This window comes from Sphingomonas sp. (genome assembly GCF_050725575.1).
GTDB lineage: Bacteria > Pseudomonadota > Alphaproteobacteria > Sphingomonadales > Sphingomonadaceae > Sphingomonas.
Genome location: NZ_JBOHHW010000077.1, coordinates 1 through 15,488, shown reverse-complemented (window position 1 = coordinate 15,488; position 15,488 = coordinate 1). Strand labels below are relative to the sequence as shown.

The following is a 15,488-nucleotide window of genomic DNA, read 5'->3' as shown; positions in this document are numbered from 1 at the left end:
TGGTGGGGCCGACGCATCTTCATCTTCTCCGCCGGGATCGCCCAGACGCCTTCCTCGAAGTCGAACTCCGACCATTCCGCCTGGCGCAGCTCGCCCGGGCGTACAAAGAGGTGTGGCGCTAGCCTCAGAGCGACGTGGGTTACGCGATATCCGTCGAACCCATCGATCGCGCACATCAGCTCGCCCACTTCTGCCGGCTTCGTAAGTGCGGCCAGATGCTTCACCTTTGGCGCGGTCAGCGCGCCGCGCAGATCGGCGCACACATCACGTTCCGCGCGGGCCGTAGCGACCGCATAGCGGAACACCTGACTGCAAGTGCCGCGCAGGCGGCGTGCCGTTTCGTAATGGCCCTTGGCTTCAATACCGCGCAGAACCTCGTACACCTCATGGGCAGAGATGCGGTTGATCGGACGTGTTCCAAGCTTGGGATAGGCGAAGTCGAGCAGCCAGCGCTGCTTCTGCAACGTGATTTCCGCGCGGCCCTCGCGCTCACATTTGCTGTACCATTCCTCGGCCACGACCTGGAACGTGATCTGCTCGGCAAGCTTGGCGGCCAGCTCTTCCTCCCGAGCAGTGGAAACCGGGTTCTTCCCGTCGGCGAGAATCTTCCTGACGGAATCGCGCTTGGCCCGAGCGTCCGCAAGGCTCACATCGGGGAATACGCCTAGAGCCATCGTCTGCTGCTTGCCGCCCCACCGATAGGCCAGCCGCCAGTAGCGCTGCCCAGAGGGCTGAACGAACAGATAAAGGCCGCCAGAATCGCTGACCTTGTACGGACGCTCCTTGCCCTTGAAGGAGCGGACTTCCAATGCGGTGAGAGCCATGTTGGTATCTCCCATTGTTGGCACCCGGAAATACCAACAATGATGCCAACATCGGTTCTGGATGCAGTGGCACGTCGCGGGTCTTCCCGAGCCAGTTTATGGCAGAAAACCGTGATTTTTTCAAGCTTTCGGGATCGTTTAGGACCCCCTGAAAAGGGGGCCCTGGTGCCCAGAAGAGGACTCGAACCTCCACGACCTTGCGATCGCCAGCACCTGAAGCTGGTGCGTCTACCAATTCCGCCATCTGGGCACGGGGTAGGCGGGGGGCTCTAGTGGAGCGGTGGCGGCCTTGTCAACACGCCACCTGATGCGGCAAGGGGATCGGCATACGCCACGGCATCTATGGGCAGGATTTTATGAGCATGAACGGCAAGCTGGTGACGCTGATCGGCGGCGGTGGGTTCCTGGGGCGCTATGTCGCGCAGGAATTGCTCGCGGCCGGCGCGCGGGTGCGAATCGCCCAGCGCGACCCGCGCCAGGCGCTGTTCCTGAAACCGCAGGGAGGATTGGGCCAGACGCAGTTCGCCGCGGTCGACGTGACCAGGCCGGAAAGCGTAGCCCGCGCGATCCAGGGGTCGGACGCGGTGGTCAATCTGGTCGGCATATTGTCGGGCGATTTCGATGCGGTGCAGGTGCGCGGCGCGCGCCATATTGCCGAGGCGGCTGCCGCGGCGAGCGTCGATACCCTGGTGCATCTCTCGGCGCTGGGGGCGGATGCCGAATCGCCTTCCACCTATGGCCGGACCAAGGCCGAAGGCGAAGCCGCAGTGCGCGCCGCCTTTCCGGGTGCAACCATCCTGCGTCCGTCGCTGATGTTCGGACGCGAGGATCAGTTCGTCAATCGCTTCGCAGGCATGATCGCAAGCGCGCCGGTGGTGCCGGTGCTTCGTGCAGGCGTGAAATTCCAGCCGCTCTATGTCGTCGATGCGGCGCAGGCAGTGGTACGGGCATTGGCCGAGCCGGCCGGATTCGCGGGCAAGGTCTTCGAGCTGGGCGGCCCCGATGTGATCACCATGGGCGGCCTGATCCGCTGGATCGCGGGCGCGATCGGCCGCGATCCGACGATCATCGAGCTGCCCGACTTTGCCGGGGCGGCGATCGCGACCTTCGGATTCCTGCCGCTCGCGCCGATCACACGCGACCAGTGGCTCATGCTGCTGCGCGATAATGTCGTGACCGCAGGCGGTAGCGGCCTGGCCGCGTTCGGTATCGAACCGACTCCGCTGGCCGCGGTCGCGCCCGGCTGGCTGGTGCGCTATCGCCGGCAGGGGCGCTTCGGCGTCCGGGCCGAAGCTGCCTGAAGTCCTAATATTTCTCCGAATCACAGGAACAGTGCGGCGGGTGCCGCGCCAAGGGGGTATCCCGCGTGAACGATCTGATCATTATCATCCTGCTCGGCATCGTCGAGGGGGTGACCGAGTTCCTGCCCGTGTCCTCGACCGGCCATCTCATCCTGGCGGGGGCACTGCTCGGCTTACCTCAAGCCGACGCGACCTTCGACATCGTCATTCAGCTGGGCGCGATCCTTGCGGTCTTGGTCCTGTTCTGGGGCCGGTTCATGAAGGTGGCACGCGGGCTGTTGGCGCGCGACCCGGCGGCGATCCGTTTTACGCGCAACGTGCTGCTTGGCTTCCTGCCCTCCGCCATCGTGGGCGCGATCGCCTATAAATCGATCAAGGCCGTGCTGGAGGCGCCGGTGATCGGGCCGATGGTGGTGGCAATCGCGCTGATCGTGGGCGGCGTGTTGATCTTACTGATCGAACGGCTCGCCAAGACCATCAAGACCCGGTCGGTCGAGGACATGCCGTGGCGCACCGCACTGATCATCGGCGTGGTGCAATGCCTGTCGATGATCCCTGGCGTCAGCCGCTCGGGCGCAACCATCATGGGCGCACTGACCCTCGGCGTGGACCGCGAGACGGCGGCCGAATACAGCTTCTTCCTTGCCATCCCGACGATGCTGGGGGCCACCACGCTGGCGCTCTACAAGGGCCGGTTCGAGCTGGGCAATGCCCATCTGACCGCGATCGCGATCGGTTTTGTGGTGTCATTCCTGGTCGCGTTGGCGGTGATTCGCTGGTTCGTCACCTTCGTCGGCAAGCATGGTTTTGCGCCGTTCGCCTGGTACCGGATCATCGCCGGCAGCATCGCCTTGATCGCGCTACTGGCACATTAAATCCGATCCGGCCATAATTTGGCAGCCAACAGTAACGGAAAACGGTCACTTTCTCTTCATGGCTGCTTAATAGGTAAGTATAGCTTACCTATAAGTCGATTTTCCCGTGACTTTAGCCGTTTCTGCGGCTAAGACGCGCCTCGTTGAATGAGCGAGGCCGATGACCGAAACCATGCTGAAATTCGTGGGAACGCCACAGGCTTTTCCCGGCAAACGTGCGCCCAAGCTGCGCGCGGAGGATTTCCGCGAGATCGCCGACCGCTATGCGCCGCCCGCCGCCGAGGATCAGGCCGGGCGCTGCTCACAATGCGGTGTACCCTATTGTTCGGTGCATTGCCCGTTGCACAACCACATCCCCGACTGGCTGCGCCTGACCGCCGAAGGTCGACTGCGCGAGGCCTTTGAGCTGAGCAATTCGACCTCCACCATGCCGGAGATCTGCGGCCGCATCTGCCCGCAGGACCGGCTGTGCGAAGGCAATTGCGTGATCGAATTCTCCGGCCACGGCGCGGTGACGATCGGATCAGTCGAGAAGTTCATCACCGACACCGCCTGGGAGGAAGGCTGGGTTGAACCGCTGACGGTCGGTGCCCCGCGCGGGCAGTCGGTCGGCATCATCGGCGCCGGGCCGGCGGGGCTCAGCGCAGCGGAATATCTGCGCGGTTATGGCTATGACGTCCATGTCTATGACCGCTACGACCGCGCCGGCGGGCTGCTCACCTATGGCATTCCCGGCTTCAAGCTGGAAAAGCATGTCGTCATCCGCCGCGTCGACAGGCTGAAAGAGGGCGGCATCGTCTTCCACGATAATTTCGAGGTCGGCCGCGATGCGAGCATGACCGAATTGCGCCAGCGCCATGACAGCGTGCTGATCGCAACCGGCGTCTATCAACCGCGCGCGATCAAGGCGCCCGGCGTCGGCAGCGAGGGCGTGATCGAGGCGCTCGATTTCCTCACCGCGTCGAACCGCAAGGGTTTCGGCGATGCCGTGCCCGCGTTCGATGACGGCTCGCTCGACGCGGCGGGCAAGCATGTCGTGGTGATCGGCGGCGGCGACACCGCGATGGATTGCGTGCGCACGGCGGTGCGCCAGGGCGCTGCCTCGGTGAAGTGCCTCTATCGCCGCGACCGCGCCAATATGCCGGGATCGCAGCGCGAAGTCGCCAATGCCGAGGAAGAGGGCGTCGAATTCGTCTGGCTTTCCGCACCCGAAGCATTCCTGTCGGGTGACCGGGTTACTGGCGTGAAGGCCAGCCGGATGCGGCTCGGCGCACCCGACGCGAGTGGCCGGCGCGCGCCCGAAATCGATCCGGAGGGCGGCTTCGACGTGCCCGCCGATCTGGTGATCAAGGCGCTTGGCTTCGACGCCGAGGATCTGCCGCATCTGTTCGGCGCGCCCGAGCTCGGCGTGACGCGCTGGGGCACGGTGCTGGTCGACAACAAGACGCTGATGACCAGCCTCGACGGCGTGTTCGCGGCCGGCGACATCGTGCGCGGCGCGAGCCTGGTGGTATGGGCGATCCGCGACGGGCGCGATGTGTCGGCGGCGATGCATAAGTGGCTGAAGGCCAAGGCGGCAGGTGAACGGAAAGCGGCATGACCGGCATGCTGAAATCCGCATTGCTGTTCGCGCTTATGGCGCCCGCGCCTCTCGCTGCACAAACGACGCCGAGTGCCGCGCCGGTTCCAGCCCCGCCTTCAAGCGAACAACCGCTGCTTGCCCCGATCGATACCGAACGCCTCGCCGCCGCGCGGCCGGTGATCGAGCGTATCTGGCCGCTCGGCACCTATGAACGGCTGATGCGCACGACGCTGGATCAGACCGTCGGCAACATGATGTCGGGCATGTACGGCATGAAGATGGACGACATCGCCGCGACCATGCCCGATGACGAGAAGGCAAAGGACGCCGCGCGCAAGGGCAAGACCCTGGGCGAAGCGATGAAGGCCGACGATCCCTATTTCGAGGAACGGATGCGTATCTCGATGCGAGTCATGGCCGACGAAATGTCGCGGATCATGACCGACGCCGAACCCGAGGTGCGCGAGGCGCTGACCAAATCCTATGCCCGGCGTTTCACCGTTGCCGAACTGGGCGATCTCGACCGTTTCTTCGCGACTCCGACCGGCACCGCCTATGCCCGCGATTCGATGCTGCTGATGATGGGTCCCGACATGATGCACGCGATGCAAGCCTTCGCGCCGCGCATGATGAAGGAAATGCCGGCAATGACGGCCAAGATCGAGGCCGCGACCAAGCACTTACCGCCGGCGCGCGGGAAGAAGAAATGACCCCTGGGATCGAACGCCTGGCCCGCATGGGCATGCACGTCACCGAATTCGGGAGCGGCGCTTGCGGCACGGGGCTGAAGTCCAGCGTGGCGAGCAAGAGGATTTCCCAGTGAGGCCCGCGTTGCTTGGGCCGCTGTTCGCGATCGCCTTACATTCATCCGCGTTCGCCGCGACGGATGTGCCGCCGCCGATTCCACCCAATACCGTCGCGCTGGCCAAAGCGCGCGAACTTTTGGCCGTGATGAACGTCAGCGCGTACATCCAGTATTTCTCGCCGGAAGCGCGCGAGCGCATGATTGGTCGACTGGTCGACGCATCAATCGACGGCCAGCCACATGGCGCATCGGCGGACTATGCCCAGCTGTTGCACGGCACATTCGCGCTCCAGATCCGGGACAAGACACGCGAGCTGCTGCCGGAATATCTTGAAGAGGTTGCGGAAATGTTTGCCCGATTACAGTCTCGCGACGAAATCGACGGCGCGATCGCTTTTTACAAATCGTCGATTGGAAAGCGGCATGCCAGCGCATTGTTCGCCACGATGCTCAATGCCCCGCAATTCGAAAATCGGGTGGTCGCGGCATTACTGAACGATGCGCCAATGACCGCCGGGAAGGTGATGCGGAGCGAGGAAACCATGCACAAGATCAATGCGAAGCGGGGCGACAAGTGACCATGGCCGACACGCCTTTCGAATCCGAACGCGAACGCCTTGCCCGTGACGGCATGTACCGACCTGAATTTGAGGGCGACGCGTGCGGCGTCGGCCTGGTCGCGGCGACCGATGGCAGCGCCTCGCGGCGCGTGGTGCAGTCGGCGATCGATGCATTGAAGGCAGTGTGGCACCGCGGCGCGGTCGATGCGGACGGCATGACCGGCGACGGCGCGGGCCTGCATGTCGACCTGCCGCTCAAATTCTTCGACGATGCCGTGGTCGCCTCGGGGCACAAGGTGCTGCCGAACCGGCTCGCGGTCGGCATGATCTTCCTGCCGCGCACCGATCTCGGCGCGCAGGAGGCGTGCCGCACGATCGTCGAGAGCGTGATCATCGAGGAAGGCTATTCGATCTATGGCTGGCGCCAGGTGCCGGTCGATGTCTCGGTGATCGGGCAAAAGGCGCAGGCGACGCGGCCCGAGATCGAGCAGATCATGATCGCCGGCCCGCCCTTGCCGCAAGGCGGCAAAGAACAAAATGGGCCCGATGAGGCCAGCGCCGCCGAGTTCGAGAAGAACCTCTATCTCGTTCGTCGCCGGATCGAGAAGCGCGTCATCGCCGCGCAGATCCAGGGCTTCTATATCTGTTCGCTGTCATGCCGCTCGATCATCTATAAAGGCCTGTTCCTCGCGGAATCGCTGTCGGTCTTCTATCCCGACTTGCAGGATCAGCGCTTCGAGAGCCGGGTCGCGATCTTCCATCAGCGTTATTCGACCAATACCTTTCCGCAATGGTGGCTGGCGCAGCCGTTCCGCTGCCTCGCACATAATGGCGAGATCAACACGATCCGCGGCAACAAGAACTGGATGCTGAGCCACGAGATCCGCATGGCGAGCCTCGCGTTCGGTGACAATTCGGAGGATATCAAGCCGGTCATCCCGGCCGGCGCGTCGGATACCGCGGCGCTCGACGCGGTGTTCGAGGCAATCTGCCGTTCCGGCCGCGACGCGCCGACCGCCAAGCTGATGCTGGTGCCCGAAGCCTGGCTGGGCAAGGACGAGATGCCCAAGGCGCATCTCGATATGTACAAATATCTCGCCAGTGTGATGGAGCCATGGGACGGCCCCGCCGCACTCGCCATGACCGATGGCCGCTGGGCAGTTGCCGGCATGGATCGCAATGCGCTGCGCCCACTGCGCTATACTCGCACCTCCGACGGACTGCTGATCGTCGGATCGGAAAGCGGCATGGTCGTGGTCCCTGAATCGACCATTATCGAAAAGGGCCGGCTCGGGCCGGGCCAGATGATCGCGATCGACCTCGACAAGGGCGAGCTGCTCAAGGATCGCGAGGTCAAGGACCGGCTGGCGGCCGAGGCTGATTACAGTGCGATGATCGGCAATTTTACTGCGGTCGACGACCTGCCCGCCCCGCCGGCCGAGGCGACGGTCCGCTTCAGCCGCGCCGAGCTGACCCGGCGCCAGGTTGCGGCCGGCCAGACCCTGGAGGATATGGAGCTGATCCTGTCGCCAATGGTCGAGGGCGCGAAAGAAGCGGTCGGATCGATGGGCGACGATACACCGCTTGCGGTCATTTCCGACAAGCCGCGACTGATCAGCCAGTTTTTCCGGCAGAATTTCAGCCAGGTGACCAATCCGCCGATCGACTCCTTGCGCGAACGTCATGTGATGTCGCTCAAGACGCGCTTCGGCAATCTCGCCAATATCCTTGATACCGAGGACCGGCGCGACGGCGTGCTGGTGCTTGAATCGCCGGTACTGACCGGCACCGACTGGGCCCGGCTCAAGGCTTATTTCGGATCGGCGGTGGCCGAGATCGACTGCACCTTCGAGACCGGCGGCAAACCGGAGACGCTGCGCACGGCGATCGCGCGGATTCGCGCCGAGGCGGAACAGGCAGTGCGCGAAGGCAAGAGCGAGCTGTTCCTCTCCGACATGAATATCGGCCCCGACCGGATCGGCATCGCCGGCGTGCTGGCGGCAGCGGCAGTGCATACGCATCTCGTGCGCAAGGGCTTGCGCTCCTATGCCAGTGTCAACATCCAGACCGCCGAATGCCTCGACACGCATTATTATGCCGTGCTGATCGGCGTCGGCGCGACCACGGTGCACGCTTATCTGACCGAGGCATCGATCGTCGACCGGCACGAACGCGGCCTGTTTGGCGACCTCAGCCTCCAGGATTGCTTCAAGCGACACCGCAAGGCGATCGACGAAGGGCTGCTCAAGATCATGTCGAAGATGGGGATCGCCGTGATCTCCAGCTATCGCGGCGGCTATAATTTCGAAGCGGTGGGCCTCAGCCGTGCGCTGGTCAACGACCTGTTCCCTGGCATGCCGGCGAAGATCTCGGGCGAAGGCTATGCCTCGCTTCACCTCAACGCAGTGCTGCGACACGAAGCGGCGTTCGATCCGGCGGTCGCGACATTGCCGATCGGCGGCTTCTATCGCCAGCGCCACACGGGCGAAGCGCATGCCTATTCGGCGCAGCTGATGCATTTGCTGCAATCGGCGGTCGGCAACGACAGCTATTCGACCTATCTACAATTCTCGCGCGGTGTGGAGGCGCTGCCACCAATCTATCTGCGCGACCTGCTGCAGTTCAATTTTCCCGATGAAGGCGTGGCCGTAGACCAGGTCGAGGCGATCACCGAGATCCGCAAGCGCTTCGTCACGCCGGGCATGAGCCTCGGCGCGCTCGGGCCGGAGGCACATGAGACGCTGGCGATCGCGATGAACCGGATCGGCGCCAAGGCGGTGTCCGGCGAGGGCGGCGAGGACAAGGCGCGCTACACGCCTTATGCCAATGGCGATAACGCCAACTCGGGCGTTAAGCAGATCGCTTCGGGCCGGTTCGGCGTCACCGCCGAATATCTCGGCGCATGCGAGGAGATCGAGATCAAGGTCGCACAGGGCGCCAAGCCCGGCGAGGGCGGGCAGTTGCCCGGCTTCAAGGTGACCGAGTTCATCGCCAAGCTGCGCCACGCGACGCCGGGCGTGACGCTCATTTCGCCGCCGCCGCATCACGACATCTATTCGATCGAGGATCTGGCGCAGCTCATCTACGACCTGAAGCAGATCAATCCGCGCGCACGGGTGTGCGTGAAACTGGTCAGCTCGGCCGGAATCGGCACCGTGGCAGCGGGCGTGGCCAAGGCGCATGCCGATGTCATTCTGGTCTCCGGCCATGTCGGCGGCACTGGCGCCAGCCCGCAGACGAGCATCAAATATGCCGGCACGCCGTGGGAAATGGGGCTGAGCGAGGTCAACCAGACGCTGACGCTCAATGGTCTGCGCGGGCGGATCAAGCTGCGCACCGATGGCGGGCTGAAGACCGGACGCGACGTGGTGATCGCCGCGATCCTTGGCGCCGAGGAATTCGGCATCGGCACTCTCAGCCTCGTCGCGATGGGCTGCATCATGGTCAGGCAGTGCCATTCCAACACCTGCCCGGTCGGTGTGTGCGTGCAGGACGAGCGTCTCCGCGCGAAGTTCACCGGCACGCCGGAGAAAGTCATCAACCTGATGACCTTCATCGCCGAGGAAGTACGCGACATCCTTGCCCGGCTCGGCTTCCGCAGCCTGGACGACGTGATCGGGCGGACCGAATTGCTGCGCCAGACCAGCCGCGGCGCCGAGCATCTCGACGATCTCGATCTCAACCCGATCCTCGCCAAGGTCGATGCGCCGGACGATCAGCGCCGCTTCTCGCTGACCACCTTCCGCAACGAGGTGCCCGACAGCCTCGATGCGCAGATGATCAAGGACGCTGCCGCGGTTTTCTCGCGCGGCGAAAAGATGCAGCTGACCTATTCGGTGCGCAACACCCACCGCGCAGTCGGTACGCGGCTGTCGAGCGAGATCACCGCCAAGTTCGGCATGTCGACGCTCGCCGACGGGCATGTCCATGTCCGGTTGCGCGGGTCGGCCGGCCAGTCATTGGGCGCATTCCTGTGCAAGGGCGTGACGCTGGAAGTGTTCGGCGATGCCAATGACTATGTCGGCAAGGGCCTGTCCGGCGGCAAGATCGTCGTCCGACCCGTGGTCAGCTCACCACTGGTCAGCCAGCAGAACACGATCATCGGCAACACCGTCCTCTACGGCGCGACCTCGGGCAGCTTGCTTGCCGCGGGCCAGGCGGGTGAACGCTTTGCGGTGCGCAATTCGGGCGCGACCGTGGTGGTCGAGGGCTGCGGCGCCAATGGCTGCGAATATATGACCGGCGGCGTGGCAGTCGTGCTCGGCGCGGTCGGTACCAATTTCGGCGCGGGCATGACCGGCGGCATGGCCTTTATCTATGACGAGGACGGCAGCTTCGCACGCCGCGCAAACCCGGAAAGCATCACCTGGCAGCGGCTGTCGTCGATGCATTGGGAATCGGTGCTGCTCAATCTAGTCCGCGCGCATCATGCCGCGACCGATTCCAAATGGTCGGGCAGCCTGCTCGATGATTGGGGCCGGGTGGTCGACCGTTTCTGGCAAGTCGTGCCGAAGGAGATGCTGACCCGGCTGAGCCACCCGCTTGATGACAGTGTGGAGATGGTGGCGGCAGAATAAGCGGGGTCGCGTTCAATCGCCCGCTATGCTATGGATATCGTTGGTATTCGAGTCGATGGTGTCCGCGATGAGACTGACCCTGTTGCTTTCCTTTGGGCTTGTCATGGCCACGCCGGCCCTGGCCCAGAATCGCGCGCCTGATCCGGAGCGTGCCGTAGACAAGATGGCGCACACCTTGTCGGACCCCACCGTTCAGGATGGAATCGCCGGCATCATAGGCGATCTGGCGAACGCCTTTCTCGACACGCGGGTCGGTCCGCTCGCACGCTATACCGATCCGCAGGATGATGTTCGCTCGGACGATACGCTGGGTACGCTGGTCAGGCGCGACGACCCCGCATTCGATCGAGATCTCCACGATCGGACGCGCAGTGCCGTTGCCGCCGCGGGGACGATGGCAGGCGACGCTGCAACCATGAGCAGCGAGTTGCGCGCCACTGCCAATCGCCTGCGCCGCGTGCTGAAGTCAGCCCGTAGCGGAGAGAAAAGCCGATCTTCGTCCGACAACTGACGTCAACCGCTGGACGTCCCTGCGCCTCGCGTTAAGTAGGCAGGGATGTGGCAACTCCATCAATTCCCTCTATGTCCCTTTTCCCGCAAGGTCCGGCTCCTGCTCGGCGAGAAGAGCGTCGGTTACGATCTCGTGCGCGAATCGCCTTGGGAGCGGCGTGACGAATTTCTCGACATGAACCCGGCCGGCCAGGTCCCGGTGATGATCGACCCTGCACGAAAGATCCTGCTGATGGATTCGATGGCGATCTGCGAATATCTCGAAGAGACGGTCGAGAAGTCAGCGATGATCAATGGCACGGCGGTCAATCGCGCCGAGATTCGCCGGCTGGTCGCGTGGTTCGACACGCAATTCTTCGCCGACATCACTGCCCCCCTGCTCCGCGAACGGATGGAAAAGCGGCTGGTGACCAAGGAATCGCCCGATTCCAAGGTGCTGCGCGAGGCGATGAAGGCAGCAGTGCGGCATCTCGATTATACCGATTATCTGCTCGACCATCACAATTGGATGGCGGGATCGACGATGAGCCTCGCCGACCTGGCGGCAGCGGCCCAGATTTCGGTGACCGATTATCTCGGCGGAATCGACTGGAAGAACCATGAACAGACCGCGCGCTGGTATCGCGGGCTGAAGAGCCGGCCGAGCTTCCGTCCCTTGCTGTCGGAGCGGATGGAGGGAATCACCCCGCCGAAACATTATGACGATGTGGACTTCGATCTCTGATGCACGCGACGCATGACCCGGCGGCGGCCGCCACGCCCACGATCGGCTTCGACGATTTCCTGGCGGTCGATATCCGCATCGGGACGATCGTCGAGGCGCTGCCTTTTCCCGAAGCCCGTAAGCCGGCCTACAGGCTGGCGATCGATTTCGGTCCGACAATCGGGATCAAGCGGTCCTCGGCGCGAATCACCGAGCACTATACGCTGGAGGAACTGCCCGGACGCCAGGTCGCGGCGGTGGTCAATTTCCCGTCGCGCCAGATCGGCCCGATGATGTCCGAGGTGCTGACATTGGGCTTCCCCGATGCTGACGGGAAAGTGGTATTGTTCAGCCCGAGCGTCGCGGTGCCGAATGGCGGGCGGCTCTTCTGATTTCATCCGCATTGGGACGGCCGGCTGGTCGATCCCCAAAGCCATGGCCGAAAAATTCCCCGGCAACGGCAGCCATCTCGAACGCTATGCGGCACAATTGAATGCGGTGGAAATCAACTCAAGCTTCTACCGACCGCACCGCCGCACTACCTATGAACGCTGGGCGGCGAGCGTGCCGGCCCATTTCCGCTTTGCAATCAAGCTGCCTAGAACGATCACGCATGAGCGGCGATTGGCGGACAGCGACGATCTGAGCGAACAATTTGCCAGCGAGGTCGCCGGCCTGGCTGGAAAGCGCGGCCCGGTGCTCGTGCAATTGCCGCCAAGCCTGATCTTCGACGCGGCGATCGCCGACGCGTTCTTCTCCTCCATCAATTCGATATTGGGTGGCGCGGTGGTGTGCGAGCCCAGGCATAGGAGTTGGTTTGAGGCGACTGCCGACGACCTGTTCATCGCCCGCGGGATCGCACGCGTTGCCGCGGATCCGGCCAGAACCGAACAAGCCGAAATACCCGGCGGCCGGTCCGACCTTCGCTACACCCGTCTGCATGGCTCACCACGCATCTATTGGTCACCTTATGACGATGCCGCGGTCGCCCGCCATGCCGAAGCGGCACGAGACGCCAGCGTGGAAAGCTGGACAATCTACGACAATACCGCGAGCGGCGCAGCAACGGCCAACGCGATCGAAATGCGGAATCTGATCGATCGTTGAAGAAGGAGCAGCCTGTCCTACCCTGCCATACTCCGCGAAGCCTGTTCGAACATGTCCTTCGACAGCCCAGGCGTCGCGACGATCCGCTCCAGTTCCGCCCGCATCATCGTCGCGCGCCCCTCGTCGAAGCGGCGCCAACGGCCGAGCGGCGGGATCAGCTTGGCCGCGGTCTGCGGGTTGAGCTTGTCGAGTGCGATCAGCTGGTCGGCGACGAAGCGATAGCCTTCGCCCGACGCCTGGTTGAACGCGCGCTGGTTGACGCTAAACGCCCCGACCAGGGCACGGGCGCGGTTGGGGTTGGCGAGCGTGAAGTCGCGGTGACGCACCAGCTCGGCGACCATCGCCGGCGTGTCGTCGCGTGCCGACAGCGCCTGAGTTGAGAACCATTTGTCGAGCACCAGCGCATTGTCGCTGTAGCGATTGTAGAAGATGTCGAGCGCGGCGATGCGTTCGGGTGCATTGCCGCTGACCAATGTGGTGAGCGCGCCCTGCCGGTCAGTCATATTGTCCGCCGCCTCGAACTGGCCGAAGGCAAGGCTCGCCGCATCGGCTGCGCCACTGGCGGCGATATAGCCAAGCGCGACGGTCTTCAGGCGGCGCTGCCCCTTGGCCGAAGGCGAATATTCGAACTTCGCAGCGCGCGTGCCGTCATAGGCCGCACGCCACTGCGCCTCGAGCGCTCGCCCGAGATCGCGGCGCAGTGCCTCGCGTGCGCGAAAGATCGCCTCGGGATCTACCAGCGTCATCTGATCGCCGATGAAGCTGTCGGACGGCAGCAGCACGGCTTCGGCGATAAAAGCCGAATCGAGCTGTGGATCCTGCAGCGTATTGGCGACCGCCGCGATCACCGCGGCATGGTCAGCCTGCCCATGTTTCGCACCCCCGACCAGCGTATCGAGCATCAATTGCTGCATCGCTTCGTAGCGCGCAAAGGGATCGTCGTCATGTGCCGAGAGAAAAGCGAGATCGGCGGCCGAGCGGTCGGTCTCGACGATCACCGGCGCGGAAAAGCCGCGATTGATCGACAGGACCGGGCGTTCGGTCACGGTCTCGAAGCTGATCTGCTCCTCCGCATCCGACAGCAGGATGAGCTGTTCCGACCCGATCGGTTGCGCGGTCTCGGCGCCGAACAGCTTGAGCTTGAGCGGCAAGACCATCGGTGCCTTGTCGGGCTGGCCGGGCGTCGGCGGCATGCGTTGCGCGAGCTTCAGCACCGCACGACCACTGCCGGGTTCATGGGTCAGCGAGGCGGAGACACGCGGCGTGCCGGCCTGAGAATACCATAGCCGGAACTGCGCCAGGTCGATGCCCCCGCCCTCCTCCATGCACGCGACGAAATCCTCGCAGGTCGCCGCCGTGCCGTCGAAGCGGTCGAAATAGAGATCGGTCGCGGCGCGGAATTTCTTCGCGCCGAGCATCGTCGCCATCATGCGGATGACCTCGGCGCCCTTGTTGTAGATCGTCGCGGTGTAGAAATTCGAGATTTCGAGATAGGCGTCGGGGCGGATCGGATGCGCCAGCGGACCCGAATCTTCCGGAAACTGCGCAGCGCGAAGCCCGCGGACATCCTCGATCCGCTTGACCGCCGCCGATCCCTGATCGGCCGAGAAGCTCTGATCGCGAAAGACCGTGAAGCCTTCCTTCAGCGAGAGCTGGAACCAGTCGCGACAGGTGACGCGGTTGCCCGACCAATTGTGGAAATATTCATGCGCGACGACGGCTGCGATCGCGTCGAAATCATAATCGGTCGCAGTCTCCGCATCGGCCAGAATGTAGCGCGAGTTGAAGATGTTGAGGCCCTTATTCTCCATCGCGCCGAAATTGAAATCGTCGACCGCGACAATGTTGAACACGTCGAGGTCATATTCGCGGCCATAGACATCCTCGTCCCATTTCATCGAGGTCTTCAACGCCTCGATCGCATGCGCGGTCTTGGGCAGATCGGCGGGACGCACCCAGATGCCAAGCGCCACTTCGCGGCCCGAGCGCGTGACGAAGGTCGCGCGATTGGCGACCAGGTCGCCCGCGACCATCGCGAACAGATAGCAGGGCTTGGGATAAGGATCGTGCCACTCGGCCCAGTGCCGCCCGTCGCCGAGATCGCCCGCGCCGACCGGGTCGCCATTGGCGAGCAGCACCGGGAAGCGCGTCTTGTCCGCCGCCATCCGCACCTTGTAGCGAGTCAGCACATCGGGCCGGTCGGGGAAGAAGGTGATACGGCGGAACCCTTCCGCCTCGCACTGGGTGCACAGATTGCCGCCCGAGGCATAGAGCCCCATCAGCTGCGTGTTGCGATCGGGCGCGATCTCGACCTCGGTTTCGATCACGTGATCGGATCCCAATAGCGGGATCACCAGCGCATCGTCCTCAATCCGCCAGTCGTTGATCGCGATGCCGTCGACCTTGACCGACAGCGGCGTCTGCCCGGCGCCGTCGAGCACCAGCGGCCGGTCGTGTGCGCTGGTCCGCACCACGTTGAGCGTCGCCCGGACCCGGGTCGAGCCCGGATCGAGATCAAGGTCGAGCGCGATCTCGGGCACCTGCCAATCGGGCGGGCGATAATCCTCACGGCGGGTGACGGCGGGATGGGCGGTGGCGGTCTGAACGTCTAGCATCCGTGCCGATCTACAGGACGTAGCAAGGG

At 63.8% G+C, this 15,488-nt stretch carries 12 protein-coding genes and 1 tRNA gene; 10 read left to right on the top strand and 3 right to left on the bottom strand.

The genetic code is table 11. The features are described from left to right. Positions 1-824: tyrosine-type recombinase/integrase (locus ACRECS_RS26390; RefSeq protein WP_431585950.1), on the bottom strand; the 824-nt coding region annotated here is incomplete at its 3' end. Between the two features lie 163 nt (positions 825-987). Then, positions 988-1,074: transfer RNA gene (locus ACRECS_RS26385), tRNA-Leu, on the bottom strand. A 112-nt stretch (positions 1,075-1,186) separates the two neighbouring features. Between ACRECS_RS26385 and ACRECS_RS26380 the strand changes: the two genes are divergently transcribed. The 10 genes from ACRECS_RS26380 to ACRECS_RS26335 all read left to right on the top strand — a co-directional run bounded on the left by ACRECS_RS26380 (position 1,187) and on the right by ACRECS_RS26335 (position 12,844). Further along, a complete protein-coding gene (locus ACRECS_RS26380; RefSeq protein WP_431585949.1) occupies positions 1,187-2,125 on the top strand; it encodes a complex I NDUFA9 subunit family protein in 939 nt (312 codons plus the stop codon). 65 nt (positions 2,126-2,190) lie between these two features. Next, a complete protein-coding gene (locus ACRECS_RS26375) occupies positions 2,191-3,000 on the top strand; it encodes an undecaprenyl-diphosphate phosphatase (RefSeq protein WP_431585948.1) in 810 nt (269 codons plus the stop codon). A gap of 160 nt (positions 3,001-3,160) precedes the next feature. Next, positions 3,161-4,600, top strand: coding sequence for an NAD(P)-dependent oxidoreductase (locus tag ACRECS_RS26370; protein WP_431585947.1), 1,440 nt, complete (start codon positions 3,161-3,163; stop codon positions 4,598-4,600). Continuing rightward, positions 4,597-5,292 carry a DUF2059 domain-containing protein gene (locus ACRECS_RS26365; RefSeq protein ID WP_431585946.1) on the top strand — a complete coding sequence of 232 codons (696 nt, stop codon included), beginning with the start codon at positions 4,597-4,599 and terminating at the stop codon, positions 5,290-5,292. The genes ACRECS_RS26370 and ACRECS_RS26365 overlap by 4 nt, the downstream gene beginning before the upstream one ends. 109 nt (positions 5,293-5,401) lie before the next feature. After that, complete coding sequence (locus ACRECS_RS26360) at positions 5,402-5,965, top strand: hypothetical protein (protein WP_431585945.1); 564 nt, start codon at positions 5,402-5,404, stop codon at positions 5,963-5,965. 2 nt (positions 5,966-5,967) lie between these two features. Beyond that, entirely contained in the window at positions 5,968-10,524 is a 4,557-nt protein-coding gene (gene gltB / locus ACRECS_RS26355; protein ID WP_431585944.1) for a glutamate synthase large subunit, read from the top strand. A 67-nt stretch (positions 10,525-10,591) separates the two neighbouring features. Next, entirely contained in the window at positions 10,592-11,035 is a 444-nt protein-coding gene (locus ACRECS_RS26350; protein WP_431585943.1) for a hypothetical protein, read from the top strand. Between the two features lie 45 nt (positions 11,036-11,080). Next, positions 11,081-11,758 (top strand): glutathione S-transferase family protein, encoded by a 678-nt coding sequence (locus ACRECS_RS26345; protein WP_431585942.1) that lies wholly within the window; start codon positions 11,081-11,083, stop codon positions 11,756-11,758. Next, positions 11,758-12,129, top strand: a complete 372-nt coding sequence (locus ACRECS_RS26340) for a tRNA-binding protein (protein ID WP_431585941.1) — start codon at positions 11,758-11,760, stop codon at positions 12,127-12,129. The genes ACRECS_RS26345 and ACRECS_RS26340 overlap by 1 nt, the downstream gene beginning before the upstream one ends. Before the next feature lie 43 nt (positions 12,130-12,172). Next, positions 12,173-12,844, top strand: a complete 672-nt coding sequence (locus tag ACRECS_RS26335) for a DUF72 domain-containing protein (RefSeq protein WP_431585940.1) — start codon at positions 12,173-12,175, stop codon at positions 12,842-12,844. A gap of 17 nt (positions 12,845-12,861) precedes the next feature. Here the strand turns inward: ACRECS_RS26335 and pepN are convergent, their stop codons facing one another. After that, positions 12,862-15,459 carry an aminopeptidase N gene (pepN, locus tag ACRECS_RS26330; protein WP_431585939.1) on the bottom strand — a complete coding sequence of 866 codons (2,598 nt, stop codon included), beginning with the start codon at positions 15,457-15,459 and terminating at the stop codon, positions 12,862-12,864. Positions 15,460-15,488: the final 29 nt, after the last annotated feature.